Consider the following 16,112-nt stretch of genomic DNA (forward strand, 5'->3'; position numbering starts at 1 on the left):
GACCTTGTCGCTTCGGGCATGGCTTGGTCTCACCAGTCGATCTCGAAGCGGCAGGCGGAAGCGCCCGCGGCTTCGCAAGCAATTTCACGCGCCCGGGCTTCGGGATGCACCAGCGTCCTGAACAGTGTCTCGAATGTCGCGGCGTAGAAGTCGCAGATCGCATGATCGCCGTGATGGCCGCGGCACAAAGGACAATGGCTGATCTCGTAGACGGTCGGCCGTCCCGCACGCGCGGTGAAAATGCCGGTGCCGGCGAAGGTCCAGGCATGCGCCGAGATCGCGCGCGATAGCGCCCGGCTCGACAGCCGCGCCGGCAGCAGCCTCAGCACGCGCTGGGCAGCCTTGGGAATGCGATTCGCGAGCAGATAGGCGGCGGTCAGCTGCCCTGCCTTGCCGCTGACAGCGCGCGCGGTGTCGTCGTCGAGCAGCGTCCGAAGCGCACCATGCAACCTGATGACCTCGGCCTCGTCGACCATCTCGGCCGGCGGCGTGCTGAGATAGTCTTTAAGCCGCGCGGCTGCGAACACGCGGCCGGTTGCATCCTCGCCCAACAGCAGACGCAAGGCCTCGGCCGTCTGGATGATCGCATTGGGGCCGATACGCCCGGCTGCATGATGAGACGCATCGGCAGCGCGCGGCAGCTGAAGGGGCTGGGCGCGCGTGCCGTGCATGTCAATGCACCCTGGTCTCGGCCTCTTCGCTCATCTGCTCGGTGCCGCCGCCGCAGGCCATCGCCTGCGCCTGCTGCGGTCCGGTCAGCTTGCGATTATGGCTGGTCTTCCATTCGATCTTGCCGGGATCGGCGCGCTTGCGCGAGTTGTCGAAACCGAAATCGACCTTGCCCTTGGATTGCGGTCCCCAATAATTGACGCGGCCGAGATCGTAGAACTTACGCTCGAAGCCGGACTTCAGGAACGCCTTGAGGCAACCGAGCAGATAACGCCGGCGCTCGCCGGAGCCGGCCCAGGGATACGAGAACAGCGCCTTGTGCATGTAGAAGCGCCGGTAGTTGTTCATGACGCCGTCGAGCAGCTCGCCGCGGTCCATCGCGTCGGGCTTCATGATCGGGGTGACGAAATTGTACTTCTCGTAGTCGAAGATCTCGACCTTGTCGCCGAGGTCGCGGAACAGGTCGGAGAACGGCCATGGCGTGTACATCGCCCAATTGGCGAGGTCCGGCTTCCAGTCGCGCGCCATCTGGTAGGTCTCTTCCAGGGTCTCGCGGGTCTCGTTCTCCAGCCCGACGATGAACTGCGCCTCGACCACGATGCCGGCGTCGCGCAAGAGCTGGATCGCCTTCTTGTTCTGCGCGACCGTGGTCTCCTTGTTGAAGCGGTCGAGCTTCATCTGCGCGGCGGCTTCGGTGCCGAGCGAGACGTGGATCAGACCCGCCTTTCGATACAGCGGCAGCAGCGCCTCGTCGCGCAGGATATCGGTGACGCGGGTGTTGATGCCCCAGAGGATCTTGAGATCGCGGCGGATCAGCTCCTCGCAGAACGCGACGAATTTCTTCTTGTTGATGGTCGGCTCCTCGTCGGCGAGGATGAAGAAGCCGACATCGTGCTCGCGCATCAGGGTCTCGATCTCGTCGACCACCTTCTTCGGGTCGCGGATGCGATAGTCGCGCCAGAACTTCCACTGCGAACAGAAGCTGCAGGTGAACGGACAACCGCGCGCCATGTTCGGGATCGCCACGCGCTTGTTCATCGGGATGTAGATGTACTTGCTCCATTCGAGCACGCTCCAGTCGGGCGTGATCGCATCGAGATTCTTCACCGTCGGCGCCGCGACGGTTGCCACGACCTCACTGCCGTCGCGATAGGCGATGCCCTTGATGCTGCGGCGGTCGCTGTCCCAGCGGCCGTCCTCGCGGGCCCGCATCAAATCGACGATGATCTCCTCGCCCTCGCCGCGCACGATGGCGTCGATCCATGGCGCTTCGGTCAGCACCTGCTGATACATGAAGGTGGCGTGGATGCCGCCGAGCACGGTGAGCGCGTCCGGATGTTCGTCCCTGGCGATCTCCAGCAGCCGCTCGGCCTTGTAGATCGAGGGCGTGATCGCGGTGCAGCCGATCACATCGGGCTTCTCAGTGCGCAGGATGCTGCGGACCTGCTCCTCGGAGAGATCGTTGGTCATCGCGTCGATGAAGCGGAGGTCGGTGAATCCGGCCGCCTTCAGCGCGCCGGAAATATAGGCCGCCCAGGCTGGCGGCCAGTTTCCGGCGATCTCGGCACCGCCGGAGTGATAATTCGGATGCAGCAACAAAATCCGCACGGCGTTCTCCCCCGATTATCAATTTGTACTCCCAGCTTAACGTCAAGCTGAATTGACAAATTGATCTGGCTCAAACGCCGCGCGAATGATGCGCTGCGATCAGGCCGCCAGGGCGAGACCCATCTCGGCCCAGATCTCCGAGAGCGCCGACACCAGGTGCTCGATATCGGCATCGGAGTGATAGGGCGACGGGGTGATGCGCAGCCGCTCGGTGCCGCGCGGCACCGTCGGGTAGTTGATCGGCTGCACGTAGATGCCGTAGCGATCGAGCAGGATATCGCTGATGCGCTTGCACAGCACGGCATCGCGCACCATCACCGGCACGATGTGGCTGGGATTGTCGAGATGGCTGACTCCCGCTTCATCCAGACGGCGGCGCAGCCGCGCGACACGGTCCTGATGGCGCGCGCGCTCGACATTGCTGCCCTTCAGATGCCGGATGCTGGTGAGCGCGCCGGCCGCCACCGCCGGAGGCAGCGAGCTGGAGAAGATGAAGCCGGAGGCGAAGCTGCGGACGAAGTCGCAGACGGTGTTGGAGGCCGTGATGTAGCCGCCGATGACGCCGAACGCCTTGGCCAGCGTGCCCTCGATGACGGTCAGCCGGTCCGCGACGCCGTCGCGCTCGGAGATGCCGCCGCCGCGCGGGCCGTACAGGCCGACAGCATGGACCTCGTCGAGGTAGGTCAGCGCGTTGTATTCGTCGGCGACGTCGCAGATGTCCGAGATCGGCGAGATGTCGCCATCCATCGAGTACACGCTCTCGAAGGCGATCAGCTTCGGCACCTTCGGGTCGAGGTCGGACAGCTTGTCCCGGAGATCGGCGACGTCGTTGTGGCGCCAGATCCTTGTCTCGCAGCGGCTGTGGCGGATGCCCTCGATCATCGAGGCATGGTTGAGCTCGTCGGACAGGATCACGCAGCCGGGCATGCGCGCCGCCAAGGTCGACAGCGAGGTCCAGTTCGAGACGTAGCCGGAGTTGAACAAGAGTGCCGCCTGCTTGCCGTGGAGATCGGCGAGCTCCTCCTCGAGCAGGATGTGATAATGGTTGGTGCCGCTGATGTTGCGGGTGCCGCCGGCGCCGGCGCCGCAGCGGTCGAGCGCCTCGTGCATCACCTCCAGCACCTTGGGATGCTGGCCCATGCCGAGATAGTCGTTGGAGCACCACACCGCGACGTCACGCTCGCCATGCGGACCGCGATAGGTCGCGATCGGGAAGGCTCCCGCCTTGCGCTCGAGATCGGCGAACACGCGATAGCGTCCTTCGCGCCTCAGGCCGTCGAGCTGGCGGCGGAAATAGTCTTCGTAGTTCATGGTACTCCCCCCTGTGCTGTCGTGTTCGGATCGACTCCGGTTGCGATGGATGCGGTCAATCCGGTGATGGTTTGCGCCTGCGCGTCGGCGCGAGACTGGCGATAGGCCTGGCGAAACTGTTCTTCCAGCCGCTGCCGCGCCAAGGCGGCGGCCGTCTTCTGCGCCGACATGGGGCGCGCCGCCTGCGGCGGAGCCGGCACGACCGCGAGCACCGGCCGCGCCAACGGCGTCACCGGCGCGGGCAGGCCTGCGGGAGAGGCCGCGACCGTCGCCATGGCGGGCTCGGCCGGCGCGCTCCAGCGCCACATGTTGATGACGGGCATCGGCAGCGCCATGAAGCCGTGTTCGAGCAGGCCCAGCGCGATCAACGATGCCAACAGCGACAGCGCGACGCCGTCGAAGGTCGATTTGGCACCTAGCGCCGCGGCGGCGACCAGCACCGTGGCGGCTGTGGCGCCGGCGATCGAAAACGGAAACAGCAGGTTGATCGACTTCTTGGCGAAGTAGCTGCGCATGAAGCGCACCTGCTGCGGCAGCAGCTCGTCGTTCAGGGTGCGCACGCCGAGGAACAAATTGATCTTCGCGCTTTGCCTGAGCACCAGCAGTGCAGCGAAGGTCCACCAGCTCAGACGGTTCGGCGCGCCCGACGTCACCGCGAAGACGAGACCCGCCGTCGCGATCAGCGCCAGCTCGTGATAGGCGATCGCCTGCAGCGCGAAGCCGACGCGCGAGGCCGGCGTGCAATCCCGCGGACAGGGCTCGGGCCGCGGCCCAGTGATCCAGCCGGCGAGCAGCGACATCTCCACCGTGCCCCACAGCAGGATGGCGCAGGTGAAGGCGCAATAGGCATTGGCGTCCTCGGCGGCCTGGCTGGACACCGCGACGCCGGACAGGGCCGCGACGAAGGCCGCGGCCGTGCCCCATTTGAACGCGGCCGGATAACGGGCGGCGAGCCCGACCAGCGCCAGCACGGCGCCGGTCGAGAACCACCAGACGAACACGACATAGGGAATGGCAATCGCGGTCGCGCCCATGGCCGGCTCCTTGTCACCAGGCGGGTTGCAGCCTGATCTCCCGTGGCAGCGCGTTGCTCTTGGCCGGCAGCAGATACAGCCGGCCGAAGGTCAGCGCCGCCTTGAGCGGCAGCACGGCACGCTTGATCGTGCCCATGATGCCGCCCTGTGCCTTGGCATCGGCAATCGCTTCCGAAATCTCGCGCAACCGCTTCAAGCCTTCCCAGAAGCGCGGATTGTCGATGTCGAGCATGACCGGGAAGACCTGGCGCGAAATCTCCGAGGTGATGCGGAATACCCGCATGTCGTACTCGTCGACCGGCATGCCCAACGCCTCGTAGAAGGCGGGGCGCATGTGGTCGCGGACATGCATGGTGGCGAACACCGCGAGCAGGAAGAACTTGATCCAGAGCTTGTTGAGCCCGCTCAGGAGCTTCGGATCGGCGCGCATCAGGAGCGCGAACGCCTCGCCGTGGCGGAACTCGTCGTTGCACCACCGCTCGAACCACTTGAAGATCGGGTGGAACTGGCGCTCCGGATGCCGCTCCATCTGGCGATAGATGGTGATGTAGCGGGCGTAGCCGATCTTCTCCGACAGATAGGTCGCGTAGAAGATGAACTTCGGCCTGAAGTAGGTGTACTTCTTTGTCTTGGTCAGGAAGCTCAGGTCGACGCCGATGCCGTGATCCTTGAGGATTTCGTTGATGAAACCGGCGTGGCGGGCCTCGTCGCGGCTCATGAACTGGAACAGCTCGCGGATGTCGGGGTTGGTGATCCGCTTCTTGATCTCGGCATAGAGCACGCAGCCGGAGAATTCAGCGGTCAAGGACGACACCAGGAAGTCCTTGAACTCGGCGCGAAGCGCCTCCGGCAGCTCGTTGAGATCCTTGTCGAACTCCGGCGTGCGCACGAAGTGCTTGCGGTTGTGGTCGGCGCGCAGTTCGGCCATCACAGCATCCCATTCGCGGCGCACCAGGTCGACATTGAGCCGGTCCATCGCCGCGAAGTCGGTGGTGTAGAAGCGCGGCGTGAGGATCGTATCCTCCAGCGCCATCTTGGTGGAGATATTGCCGGATCCGCCTTCCATTGCGATCATCTGACCCTCCCGTCCGAAAAGCTGACGTCGTACAATTCCGTGAGTTCGAGATAGCCCGCGACATGCATCATCATGCGCTTCAGCGGCCCTGCCCGGACCACGGTCGCGGTGCGCCGCAGGTTGAGCTGCTCGCCGAACTTGACCGTGATCGGGTCACCATGAATGACCACCTCGTCGCCCGGGCGGATGCCGACGTCACGGTCGAGCGTGACATGGGCATGCAGGGACTCGGAGGTCTGCTCGACCTCGATGCTGCAGCCGATGTTGAAGCTGCGGGGCTCGTTGGCCCATAATCCTCTCATCGCGTTTCTCCCATCGTCATCAGCTCCGTGAACCGGCGCTTGCTGTCGTTGCCGAACGGCCCGAGATCGACGCGCCGTCCGGTCGACGGATCGTCCAGGCTCATGCGGCCGTCGGCCCAGCGATTGATCGTAAAGGCCGGCCCCGAGCCGATCGCGTGACGCTGGCGGTCGAACGCCATGCTGCGCAGGACCGTGCGCAGCAGGCCGTCGCCGCCGGCCTCGACGATTCCGACGACCTTGCCGCTGTCGGGCGACACGACGGAGATGCCGCCGTCGGGACGGTCGACGAAGCGCAGCGCCACGGTCTGCACGGCGGCGACGTGATCGGTGTGGACGGTGCCTACGCCCGTCCAGCGGCCGGCGCCGGCTGCGACCAGGGAGAAAATGACCAGCGCGAAGGCCGCGCGCAGCGCGCCCTTCGGAATGACGATCTCAGGTTCGGCGTGAACATCGACATGACGTCCGACATGGCCCTCCGCTTGGCTCATGACACCCTCCTCACGCCGCGCTGGCGACAGCGCCCGCAGGCGACGCGCCTTGCGGCTGTCCATTGCCCGCGGCGATCGGCTGCGCCGCCACCGCGCCATCCGAGGCCGCGACCAGCGCCTTGGCGAGGATCTCGGCCGCTTCGCGGGCGTTCGCCACGCCGCGCAGCATCGGCTCGACCTCGTTCAGCCGCCAGGGACGCGCATGCGGCCACAGCAGCAGATAGGACAGCCGCTGCTGGGCGGTGACGCTGAGCGGCAGATCGCCGGAGCCGTCGGAGAACAGCTTCACGTCGGCGCGCGAGACCTGCTTGAACGGCACGTTCAAGGTCATCGGCAGCACCGCGCCGAACTGCAACAGGACGCGGCGGCTGGTGATGGTGTAGCGCGTGGTACGGCTGTAAAGCACCGCGAGCCCGGTGAGCAACACCGTCGCGATCGCCACCGGCATCACCAGCGACGACGCGCTGGCGAGCGAGGCCGCGAGCGGCTGGTGGTCCAGCATGCCCGTCACCACGCGCGCGCCGAACAGCGCGGCGAAGTAGGCGAGCACCAGGCGCAGGTGGAAGACGCGCAGCAGCAGCGCCTTCACCGTGGGCTGTCCCTGCCAGAGCAGGCGCTCGCCTGCCGGCAGCATCAGCTGATCCTGGTCCCGACGCGTGCTCACAGCAGCGGCTCCTGGCGCGCAGCGGTCGCATAGAGGTGTCCGCCGCCATAGTAGCCGACGATCTTGTCCTCCTCGAGCTTCGTCACCTGATCGGGCTTCGCGAGGCCGGGCACGTTGGCGAATTGCGAGCCGAGGATGGCATCGACGAGCACCGCCTTGCGCGACTTGTCGACGACGCACATGGTCATCGGCAGCAGCACGTGACGTCCGACGATGCCGTCGACCTCGACTTCGAGATAGCGGATCAGCATCTCGGCGCGGTCGACCCAGACTTCGCGGATCTTGCCGCCGAGCCTGCCATCACAGCCGAACACCGGCATGCCGCGCGGATCCGGATCTTCCGTGGCGATGAAGATGCTGCCGTCGACGCGCAGCGGCACGATCGCCGGGATGTTGTCCATGGTCAGCTCCGGCTCGTCCTTGCGCGCGGCGAAGGAGCCCGGTCCGACGCCGTCAAGCATCGGATTGCCGGTCGGCAGATACGGCGTGCCCGGCCAGGCATACATCGGCGTGACCGGCGCATCGGCGCGATCGTTGTCCCAATTCGGCAGGGTCGCGGTGCGGCCGCCATGCATGTGATAGGTCTTCGGGCTCGGCGGCGTCGGGAAGCCGTTGCCGCTCGAAGGGACCTGCCGGCCGATCCGGCCCTCGAACTGCAGCGGATAGCCTTCGCGCTTGTCCTCGGTGCGCAGGTAGAAGATCAGGCCTGCGAAGAATATCCAAAAGCCGTAAAGCACGACCTGGGCGACATCGATGTAGCTCGTGAAAGACGTCATGGCTTCCTCCCCGACTGGGTTAACCTGGAAATTCCGCTATTCCGAATTGTAGTTGTTGGGGCGCTGACTGGCGCCGCACCAGCGGCCCGATGACCGCGAGCGTGACGAACAACAGGCCGATCTCGATGTGGTAGACGATGCTGTAGCCGGTCGCGGGACCTGCGAGCGCAACGCCGAGCCGGCCATCCAGCGCCAGCTGCGACATCACATCGCGAATGGCGCCACCACCTGCGATGGCCACACCCGCGGCAGTCGCCTGCACCGCGCCCCAGGCGCCGAGCGCAAGCCCGCTCTCGCCATTCTGCACCAGCGCCATCGCCGCCGTCAGCGTGCCCACGGCGAACAGGCCGCCGCCGAAGCCGATCAGCGTGGTGCCGATCCGGAACACCAAGGGCGAGGCGAGCGGTGCCGAGAAGATCACGGCAGAGAAGGCGAACAGGCCGACGAGCCCGCCGAGCGCGGCGATGCGATAGGGATCGGAGCCCTTGCCGAGCCGGCGCGCAGAGAGACCGAAGCCGGCGAGCGTCCCCGCGGCGAACAAGGCCGTCAGCGCGGTGGTCTCGCCGACGGTGAGATGCAGGATCTCCGCGCCATACGGCTCGAGCAGGATGTCCTGCATCGTGAATCCGGCAGTGCCGAGCCCGACGGCGACCAGCACGCGCATCGAGCCGCCGGCCGCGCGGAACTGGCGCCAGGAATCGCCGAAGCGCGGCCGCTCGCGTGAAGCCGACGTGCGCGAGGGATCACGCGCCTCCTGCTTCCACAGCGCGATGACGTTGAGCACCATCTCGGTCAGCGCCGCGCCCTGGATCACCTGGATCAGCCGCATCTCGCTGAAGTCCGCGAGCAGCCCGCCGAAGGTCAGCGCGCTCGCCATCATGCCGAACATCAGCATGACGTAGAGGAAGGCGACCACGCGCGGGCGCGAGTGCTCCGGCGCGATGTCGGTGGCGAGCGACAAGCCGGCGGTCTGTGTGGTGTGCAGCCCGGCGCCAACCAGCAGGAAGGCCAATGCCGCGCCGGCGCGGCCGGCGATCACCTGGGCCGGCGCATCGGCCGCGGACAGCAACAGCAGCGCGAACGGCATGATCGCGAGGCCGCCGAATTGCAGCAAGGTGCCCATCCAGATGTAGGGCACGCGGCGCCAGCCGAGCACGGAGCGATGATGATCGGACTTGAAGCCGATCAGCACGCGCAAGGGCGCGAACACCAGCGGCAGGGCCACCATGGTCGCGACCAGCCAGGAGGGCACGCCGAGCTCGACGATCATGACGCGGTTGAGCGTGCCGTTGAGCAGCACCACCGAAATTCCGATCGAGACCTGGAACAGCGACAGCCGCATCAGGCGCGGCAGCGGCAGCTCGGTCGAGGCGGCATCCGCAAACGGCAGATAGCGCGACGACAGCCGCGTCCACAGTTGCAGAACTGATGGTGCGCGCACGCTCATGACGGGCGAAGCTCCAGCGCTTGCGAGATGTAGAAGCCGTTGGCGATGCGGCTGCTGCGCGCGCAGCGCCAGTCGGCGAGATCGGGGTGATCGGCGATCAGGCGAGACAGCTTCTGCTCCGCGACCGGCTCGATCGCCGGGGCGCGATTGCCGCGCGGAAACAGGCCGCCGACGGCATGCATGACGGCCAGCAGCGGCGTCCGCGGGGCATAGGTCATCAGGATCGATTCGGAGGTGCGCGCCGCGAGGCCTGCGACGATGCGCACCGCATCCTCGGCGCGGTAGTGGATGAACGAATCCATCGCCACGACGAAGTTGAAGCCGCCATGCTTGGGATCGAGCATGTCGCCGGCGACGAAGCGGATGGCATTGCGGCTGATGTCGTCGGGCAGCCGGCGCTGCGCGATCTCGATCAGGGTCGGCGAGATATCGACCGCCACGACCTCGGCGCCGCGGCGTGCCGCCTCGATCGAGAAGCTGCCGGTGCCGCAGCCGGCGTCGAGGATTCGCGCGCCGCGCAGATCGAGCGGCAGCCATGACAGCAACGTCCGCCGCATCTCGTCGCGGCCGGCGCGCACGGTGGCGCGGATGCGACCGACAGGCGCGTCCGAGGTCAGCCGCGTCCAGGCGGCGACCGCGGTGCGGTCGAAATAGGTCTCCACTTCACTGCGGCGGGCGAGATATTCCGCTGTCGTCATCGGCTAGCCCCACTCAATCGAAGCCAAGGAGATCGAAGATGTCGCGGTCCTTGAGCGGCATCGCCTGGATCGGCTCGACGCCGGCGAGCAGCGAGGCGGCGAGCCGCAGATATTCATTCTGGGCGCGCTCGACGTTCGGCGACGGCTCCATCTCGAACAGCGTGCACTTCTTCAGCCGGCTCTTCCGGATGACGTCGAGATCCGGGAAATGCGCCAGCGTCTTCATGCCGATGCGCTCGTTGAACTTGTCGATCTGATCGGTCGCAGCACTGCGGTTGGCGATGACGCCGCCGAGCCGTACCGGATAGTTGCGCGACTTGGCCTGGATCGCCGCGACGATGCGGTTCATGGCGAAGATCGAGTCGAAGTCGTTGGCGGCGACGATCAGCGCGCGATCGGCGTGCTGCAAGGGCGAGGCAAAGCCGCCGCAGACGACGTCGCCGAGCACGTCGAAGATCACCACGTCGGTATCCTCGAGCAGATGATGCTCCTTGAGCAGCTTCACGGTTTGGCCGACGACATAGCCGCCGCAGCCGGTGCCGGCCGGCGGCCCGCCGGCCTCGACGCACATCACGCCGTTGTAGCCCTGGTAGACGAAGTCGTCAGGGCGCAGCTCTTCGGAGTGGAAGTTGACCTGTTCGAGGATGTCGATGACGGTCGGCACCAGCCGCTTGGTGAGCGTGAAGGTGGAATCGTGCTTGGGATCGCAGCCGATCTGCAGCACGCGCTTGCCGAGCTTCGACAATGCCACCGAGAGGTTCGACGACGTCGTGCTCTTGCCGATGCCGCCCTTGCCGTACACCGAGAACACTTTCGCGGTGCCGATGACCACGTTCGGATCGAGTTGCACCTGGACGCTGCCGGCCCCGTCAGGGCGGCGCGGCGCCGTCGTCAGCGGAGGTCTCAAGGTCACGTTCATGCGGCAACTCCCACGCCTTCGAGGCGATCTTCGAGCTCTTCCCCGGCCTTGCGCAGCACGTCGAGCATCTCGGGGTCCGGGGTCCAGTAATTGCGCTCATGCGCCTCGATCAGGCGGTTGGCGATCTTCGCCGACGCGGCCGGATTGAGCGAGGCAAGCCGCTCACGCATCGCGGGGTCGAGCACGAAGGTCGTCGTGATCTGCTGATAGACCCAGGGCGCAACCTGGCCCGTGGTGGCCGACCAGCCGACGGTGTTCGTCACATGCGACTCGATCTGGCGGACGCCCTCATAGCCGTGGGCGAGCAGCGCCTCGTACCATTTCGGATTGAGGGTGCGGGTGCGCGTCTCCAGCGCGACCTGCTCCGACAAGGTCCGTACCGTACCTTCGCCGCGGGTCTGGTCGCCGATATAGACCGGCGCCGCCTCGCCCTTGGCGCGCTTCACCGCGCGGCTGATGCCGCCGAGCGTATCGAAATAATGATCGATGGTGGTGACGCCGAGCTCGACCGAGTCGACGTTCTGGTAGGCCGCGTCAACGCCGGCCAGGACATGGCCGAGCAGCGCGTCGCGCCGCACGGGCCGGCCGTCGGTGCCGTAGGCAAAACCCTTGCGGCGAGTGTAGACGTCGGCGAGTTCGTCCTCGTCGGTCCAGGCGCCGCAATCGATCAGGTGATTGACGTTGGCGCCGTAAGCCCCCTCGGCATTGCCGAACACGCGGAGCGCGGCATCCGCGATCTCACCACCATGCGCCGCCTGGAAGGCCAGCGCGTGCTTGCGGACGTAGTTGAATTCGACGGCCTCATCCGCCGACGCGGCGAGCAGCGCGGCTTCGGCCAGCAGCTTGGTCTGTAGCGGCATCAGGTCGCGGAAGATGCCGGACAGCGTGATCACGACGTCGATGCGCGGGCGTCCGAGCTGCTCCAAGGGGATCAGCCTGGCGCCGCACAGACGGCCATAGCTGTCATGGCGCGGCGCGGCGCCCATCAGCCACAGCGCCTGCGCGATCGGGCCGCCCTCGGTCTTCAGATTGTCGGTGCCCCACAGCACCAGCGCGATCGTCTCCGGGAGCTTGTGGCCCTCGCCAGCATGGCGATCGAGCAGCCGCTCGACCTGGCGCTCGGCATCCTTCAGCGCGAAAGCGCTGGGGATGCGGAATGGATCGAAGCCGTGCAGGTTTCTGCCGGTCGGCAGCACGTCGGTGTTGCGCAGCAGGTCGCCGCCGGGCACGGGGCGGATGTAGCCGCCGTCGAGCGCATGCAGGATCGCTGGCGTCTCGCTGTCGGTGGCCAGCAGTTTGTCGAGCTCGGTGCGCTTGGCCGCGTCGGTGATGCCGGCGAGGTCGAGCAGCTCGGCGCGCTGCTCTTGCGGCAGCGGAGCGCCGACGACGTGCAGACCGTGCGGAATCAGCGAATATTCCAACTCCAGCACGCTCGCTGCCAGCGATGCGATCCGCGCGGTGCGCTCGTCGCCCCAGAGCGGCTCGGCCACGGCGAGATCGACCGCCGCCGCCTGTGCCTGGATCAGCGCGGCACTGTCTGCCCTCACCTGCTCGGTCGCATCCGGCGACAGATTGCGCCAGGCGTCGAGTGAAGACTTCAGGTCGGCGAGGCCCTTGTAGAGCCCCGCGCTGGTGATCGACGGCGTGAGATAGCTGATCAGCGTCGCACCGCCGCGGCGCTTGGCAAGCGCGCCCTCCGACGGGTTGTTCGAGGCATAGATATAGAAGTTCGGGAGATCGCCGATCAGCCGCTCCGGCCAGCATTCGGCGGAGAGACCGGCCTGTTTGCCCGGCATGAATTCGAGCGCGCCATGGGTGCCGAAATGCAGCACGGCATTGGCGCGGAAGTCCTCGCGCAGCCAGCGATAGAACGCGGCGAAGGCATGCGTCGGCGCGAAGCTGCGCTCGAACAGCAGCCGCATCGGGTCGCCCTCGTAGCCGAAGGCGGGTTGCAGGCCGACGAACAGATTGCCGAACTGCTCGCCCAGCACCATCAGGCTGGCGCCGTCGGTCTGGTGACGGCCCGGCGCCGGGCCCCATTGCTTCTCGATTTCGGCGAGATGCCGCTCGCGCCGGACATGCTGATCGACCGGGATGCGCGCAGCGACATTGGCCGCCGTGCCGAACCGCTCGGCATTGCCCTTCAGCACGCGCGCGCGGAGCTCATCGACCGTGGCGGGCACGTCGATCGTGTAGCCGGCTGCCCGCAGCGAGGTCATGACGTTGTGCAGTGACTCGAACACCGACAGATAGGCTGCGGTGCCGGCGCTGCCGCCGTTCGGCGGGAAGTTGAACAGCACGGCCGCGATCTTGCGTTCGGCGCGCGCCGAACGGCGCAGCTCGACCAGCCGGGCCACGCGCGCGGCGAGCTGCGCGGCGCGCTCCGGCAGGCTCGCCATGTCGCGGCCGGCGTCGGCCATCGCGGAGCGGCCGCCGAACACGGTCGGACCGACGGCGCCGTCGAGTTCGGGGATCGCGACCATCATGGTCGCCTCGACCGGCGTCAGCCCGCGCGCATCGTCGTGCCACTGCTCGACGGTCTGGAATTCCAGGGGATGCGCTGCGATCAGCGGCACGTCGAGGCCGGCCATGACCTCCTCGGCGGCGCGGGCGTCATTGTAAGCGGGGCCGCCGACCAGCGAGAAGCCAGTCAGCGACAGCACGGCATCGACCGTGGCGACGCCGTCCTTCTGGAAATAGCGCTCGATCGCCGGACGCGAGTCGAGCCCGCAGGCGAAGACGGGGACGACCGCGAGGCCGCGCGCTTCCAGAGCGGAGATCACGCCGTCATAATGCGCGGTGTTGGCGGCGAGCAGATAGGAGCGCATCAGGATGACGCCGACGCGGCCGACCGGCTTCTGCGGCAGCGGCACCTGGTCGGCACGCTCGACGATCCGCTGCGACAGCCGCGGATGATAGAGGCCGACATCCGGATAGGTCACGGGCTCGGCGGCATTGGTCTTGCCGCGCAGCGCGGCGCGCGGGCCGTCGGCGTAACGGCCGACCAGAAAGCGCACCATGTTCGCAAAATTCTGCTCGGAGCCGGCGAGCCAATATTGCAGCGTCAGGAAGTAGGCGCGCAGGTCCTGCGCGGTGCCGGGGATGTAGCGCAGCAGCCGCGGCATCCGCTGCAGCATCTTCATCTGGCCCTGGCCACTGGCGCCGTTGCCGGAGCGGTTGCTGCCGCGCAGCCGCTTCAACAGGCCGAGCACGCCGGTGGCCGAGCCCGACATCGTCAGCTTGCCAAGGCGGGTGAGCCGCACGACCTCGCCGGCCGACAGGCAGCCGATCATCGCGTCGCAATGGTCGCGGCGCGCCTGCAGGGCCGGCAGCACCGGCTGGATGTGATCCTCCATGAACAGCATGGTCGCAACGACGATGTCGCCCGTGGCAATGTCGCCGAGGCAGTGTTCGAGCGCGGTCGGGTTGCAGCCCCACTCGTCGGCCGCATGCACCTTGAGATCGAGGCCGGGCAGCTCCACCTGCAAGGTCGTGCGCGCGCGCACGGCCGCGGAGGCGAGATGGCTGTCCATCGTCACGATCACCACCCGGATGGGTGTGACGTCAGCGACCGAAATGCGCTTTGGCATCGTACAAGGTCTCGAGCGTGATCAGGTTGACGTTGCGCTCGCGCGCGTAGCGTTCGGTGTTGCGGCGCGCCTTGCCGCGCACGAAGAAGGGAATCTTGGTCAGCTCGCGCTCGGCGTCGGACGCCCAGGCGAGCTCAGTGGATGCGACGGTTTCGACGACACGCAGCTGCGGCTGCTGCGGCGGGGCAGCGGGCGCAGCGCCGAGATGCGACGGCGCGTGATCGGCGAATTCATGATCCTCGCGGAACATGCCGAGCAGATGCTCCTCCAGGCCCATCATCAGCGGATGCACCCAGGTGTCGAACAGCACGTTAGCGCCTTCGAAGCCCATCTGCGGCGAGTAGCGCGCCGGAAAATCCTGCACGTGGGTCGGCGACGAGATCACGGCGCAGGGAATGCCGAGGCGCTTCGCGATATGGCGCTCCATCTGGGTGCCGAGCACCAGCTCCGGCCTGAGCTCGCTGACGCGGGCCTCGACCTCCAGGTAATCATCGGTAATCAGCGGCTCGACGCCGTAGGTCGCGGCGGCCTCGCGGATCTCGCGGGCGAACTCACGCGCATAAGTGCCGAGGCCGACGACCTCGAAGCCGAGCTCCTGGGTCGCAACGCGCGCGGCGGCCACGGCGTGAGTCGCGTCGCCGAAGATGAAGACGCGCTTGCCGGTGAGATAGGTCGAGTCCACCGAGCGCGAATACCAGGGAAGTCTGCTCTCGGCGCGCGACAGAACGGGCGCTGCATCGACGCCGGCAAGATTTGCGACCTCCTTGATGAAGTCGCGCGTCGCGCCGACGCCGATCGGAATCGTGCGCGTATAGGGTTGGCCGAACTGACGCTGCAGCCATTGCGCAGCGGTCGCGGCGATCTCGGGATAAAGCACGATGTTGAAATCGGCTTGCGGCAGGCGGGCGAGATCTGATGGCGTCGCGTTCCATGGCGCGACGACGTTGATCTCGATGCCGAGCTCCACAACCTGCCTGGTCACTTCCGCGAGATCATCGCGGTGACGGAAGCCGAGCGCCGTCGGACCAAGCAGGTTGCAGACTGGACGAGCGCCTGTCTCCTTCTCACGGCGGGGGGAGCCATCAGCGGAAGACGCAGCCAACGCCCGTACAATCCGGTAGAATGTTTCCGAGGCGCCCCAATTCTCCTTGCGCTGATACGCCGGCAGCTCGAGCGGGATCACCGGAATCGGAAGCTTCAACGCCAGCGCAAGGCCGCCGGGATCGTCCTGGATCAGCTCGGCCGTGCAGGACGCGCCGACCAGCATCGCCTGCGGCTGGAAGCGCTCATAGGCAGCGCGCGCCGCGCTCTGCAGCAGATCCGCGGTGTCGCCGCCGAGATCGCGCGCCTGGAACGTGGTGTACGTCACCGGCGGCCGGCGGTCGCGGCGCTCGATCATCGTGAACAGCAGATCGGCGTAGGTGTCGCCCTGCGGGGCATGAAGCACGTAGTGCACGTCGCGCATCGCGGTCGCGATGCGCATCGCGCCGATATGCGGGGGGCCTTCATATGTCCAGACCGACAGCTGCAT

The 16,112-nt window shown here is 66.8% G+C and carries 14 protein-coding genes; all 14 read right to left on the reverse strand.

Translation table 11 applies throughout. The annotated features are described in order from the left end of the window. Window positions 1–29 precede the first annotated feature (29 nt). The 14 genes from bchJ to bchB all read right to left on the reverse strand — a co-directional run bounded on the left by bchJ (window position 30) and on the right by bchB (window position 16,112). The gene (gene bchJ, locus NLR35_RS29755) at window positions 30–671 is read right to left on the reverse strand and encodes a bacteriochlorophyll 4-vinyl reductase (RefSeq protein WP_257170103.1); all 642 of its coding nucleotides are present in this window, start codon (window positions 669–671) and stop codon (window positions 30–32) included. A 1-nt stretch (window position 672) separates the two neighbouring features. Continuing rightward, window positions 673–2,277: a magnesium-protoporphyrin IX monomethyl ester anaerobic oxidative cyclase gene (gene bchE, locus NLR35_RS29760; protein ID WP_257170104.1), complete on the reverse strand. Its 1,605-nt coding sequence runs from the start codon at window positions 2,275–2,277 to the stop codon at window positions 673–675. Window positions 2,278–2,376: 99 nt separating this feature from the next. Further along, a complete protein-coding gene (hemA, locus tag NLR35_RS29765; RefSeq protein ID WP_257170105.1) occupies window positions 2,377–3,588 on the reverse strand; it encodes a 5-aminolevulinate synthase in 1,212 nt (403 codons plus the stop codon). Then, window positions 3,585–4,622: a putative photosynthetic complex assembly protein PuhE gene (gene puhE / locus NLR35_RS29770; RefSeq protein ID WP_257170106.1), complete on the reverse strand. Its 1,038-nt coding sequence runs from the start codon at window positions 4,620–4,622 to the stop codon at window positions 3,585–3,587. Before puhE ends, hemA begins: the two co-directional genes overlap by 4 nt. Before the next feature lie 13 nt (window positions 4,623–4,635). Further along, window positions 4,636–5,697 carry a magnesium-protoporphyrin IX monomethyl ester (oxidative) cyclase gene (gene acsF, locus NLR35_RS29775; RefSeq protein WP_257170107.1) on the reverse strand — a complete coding sequence of 354 codons (1,062 nt, stop codon included), beginning with the start codon at window positions 5,695–5,697 and terminating at the stop codon, window positions 4,636–4,638. After that, window positions 5,694–5,999 carry a hypothetical protein gene (locus NLR35_RS29780; RefSeq protein WP_257170108.1) on the reverse strand — a complete coding sequence of 102 codons (306 nt, stop codon included), beginning with the start codon at window positions 5,997–5,999 and terminating at the stop codon, window positions 5,694–5,696. Before NLR35_RS29780 ends, acsF begins: the two co-directional genes overlap by 4 nt. Then, a complete protein-coding gene (gene puhC / locus NLR35_RS29785; RefSeq protein WP_257170109.1) occupies window positions 5,996–6,487 on the reverse strand; it encodes a photosynthetic complex assembly protein PuhC in 492 nt (163 codons plus the stop codon). Before puhC ends, NLR35_RS29780 begins: the two co-directional genes overlap by 4 nt. A 10-nt stretch (window positions 6,488–6,497) precedes the next feature. Continuing rightward, window positions 6,498–7,151 (reverse strand): photosynthetic complex putative assembly protein PuhB, encoded by a 654-nt coding sequence (puhB, locus tag NLR35_RS29790; RefSeq protein WP_257170110.1) that lies wholly within the window; start codon window positions 7,149–7,151, stop codon window positions 6,498–6,500. After that, window positions 7,148–7,927, reverse strand: a complete 780-nt coding sequence (gene puhA, locus NLR35_RS29795) for a photosynthetic reaction center subunit H (protein WP_257170111.1) — start codon at window positions 7,925–7,927, stop codon at window positions 7,148–7,150. The genes puhB and puhA overlap by 4 nt, the downstream gene beginning before the upstream one ends. A 19-nt stretch (window positions 7,928–7,946) precedes the next feature. Further along, window positions 7,947–9,374, reverse strand: coding sequence for a BCD family MFS transporter (locus tag NLR35_RS29800; protein WP_257170112.1), 1,428 nt, complete (start codon window positions 9,372–9,374; stop codon window positions 7,947–7,949). Then, window positions 9,371–10,072, reverse strand: a complete 702-nt coding sequence (bchM, locus tag NLR35_RS29805) for a magnesium protoporphyrin IX methyltransferase (RefSeq protein WP_257170113.1) — start codon at window positions 10,070–10,072, stop codon at window positions 9,371–9,373. The genes NLR35_RS29800 and bchM overlap by 4 nt, the downstream gene beginning before the upstream one ends. 13 nt (window positions 10,073–10,085) lie before the next feature. Further along, on the reverse strand, window positions 10,086–10,991 hold the full coding sequence (gene bchL, locus NLR35_RS29810; RefSeq protein ID WP_257170114.1) for a ferredoxin:protochlorophyllide reductase (ATP-dependent) iron-sulfur ATP-binding protein: 906 nt from the start codon (window positions 10,989–10,991) through the stop codon (window positions 10,086–10,088). After that, window positions 10,988–14,581, reverse strand: coding sequence for a magnesium chelatase subunit H (locus NLR35_RS29815; protein WP_257170115.1), 3,594 nt, complete (start codon window positions 14,579–14,581; stop codon window positions 10,988–10,990). Before NLR35_RS29815 ends, bchL begins: the two co-directional genes overlap by 4 nt. Continuing rightward, window positions 14,556–16,112 (reverse strand): ferredoxin:protochlorophyllide reductase (ATP-dependent) subunit B, encoded by a 1,557-nt coding sequence (gene bchB, locus NLR35_RS29820; protein ID WP_257170116.1) that lies wholly within the window; start codon window positions 16,110–16,112, stop codon window positions 14,556–14,558. Before bchB ends, NLR35_RS29815 begins: the two co-directional genes overlap by 26 nt.

This window comes from Bradyrhizobium sp. SRS-191 (assembly GCF_024586915.1).
GTDB lineage: Bacteria > Pseudomonadota > Alphaproteobacteria > Rhizobiales > Xanthobacteraceae > Bradyrhizobium.

Excerpts from the sequence above, each read along its gene's own strand:
- bchJ (WP_257170103.1), bottom strand. The coding sequence starts at position 671 with ATGCACGGCACGCGCGCCCAGCCCCTTCAGCTGCCGCGCGCTGCCGAT.
- hemA (WP_257170105.1), bottom strand. The coding sequence starts at position 3,588 with ATGAACTACGAAGACTATTTCCGCCGCCAGCTCGACGGCCTGAGGCGC.
- puhE (WP_257170106.1), bottom strand. The coding sequence starts at position 4,622 with ATGGGCGCGACCGCGATTGCCATTCCCTATGTCGTGTTCGTCTGGTGG.
- acsF (WP_257170107.1), bottom strand. The coding sequence starts at position 5,697 with ATGATCGCAATGGAAGGCGGATCCGGCAATATCTCCACCAAGATGGCG.
- NLR35_RS29780 (WP_257170108.1), bottom strand. The coding sequence starts at position 5,999 with ATGAGAGGATTATGGGCCAACGAGCCCCGCAGCTTCAACATCGGCTGC.
- puhC (WP_257170109.1), bottom strand. The coding sequence starts at position 6,487 with ATGAGCCAAGCGGAGGGCCATGTCGGACGTCATGTCGATGTTCACGCC.
- puhA (WP_257170111.1), bottom strand. The coding sequence starts at position 7,927 with ATGACGTCTTTCACGAGCTACATCGATGTCGCCCAGGTCGTGCTTTAC.
- NLR35_RS29800 (WP_257170112.1), bottom strand. The coding sequence starts at position 9,374 with ATGAGCGTGCGCGCACCATCAGTTCTGCAACTGTGGACGCGGCTGTCG.
- bchM (WP_257170113.1), bottom strand. The coding sequence starts at position 10,072 with ATGACGACAGCGGAATATCTCGCCCGCCGCAGTGAAGTGGAGACCTAT.
- bchL (WP_257170114.1), bottom strand. The coding sequence starts at position 10,991 with ATGAACGTGACCTTGAGACCTCCGCTGACGACGGCGCCGCGCCGCCCT.
- NLR35_RS29815 (WP_257170115.1), bottom strand. The coding sequence starts at position 14,581 with ATGCCAAAGCGCATTTCGGTCGCTGACGTCACACCCATCCGGGTGGTG.
- bchB (WP_257170116.1), bottom strand. The coding sequence starts at position 16,112 with ATGCAGCTGTCGGTCTGGACATATGAAGGCCCCCCGCATATCGGCGCG.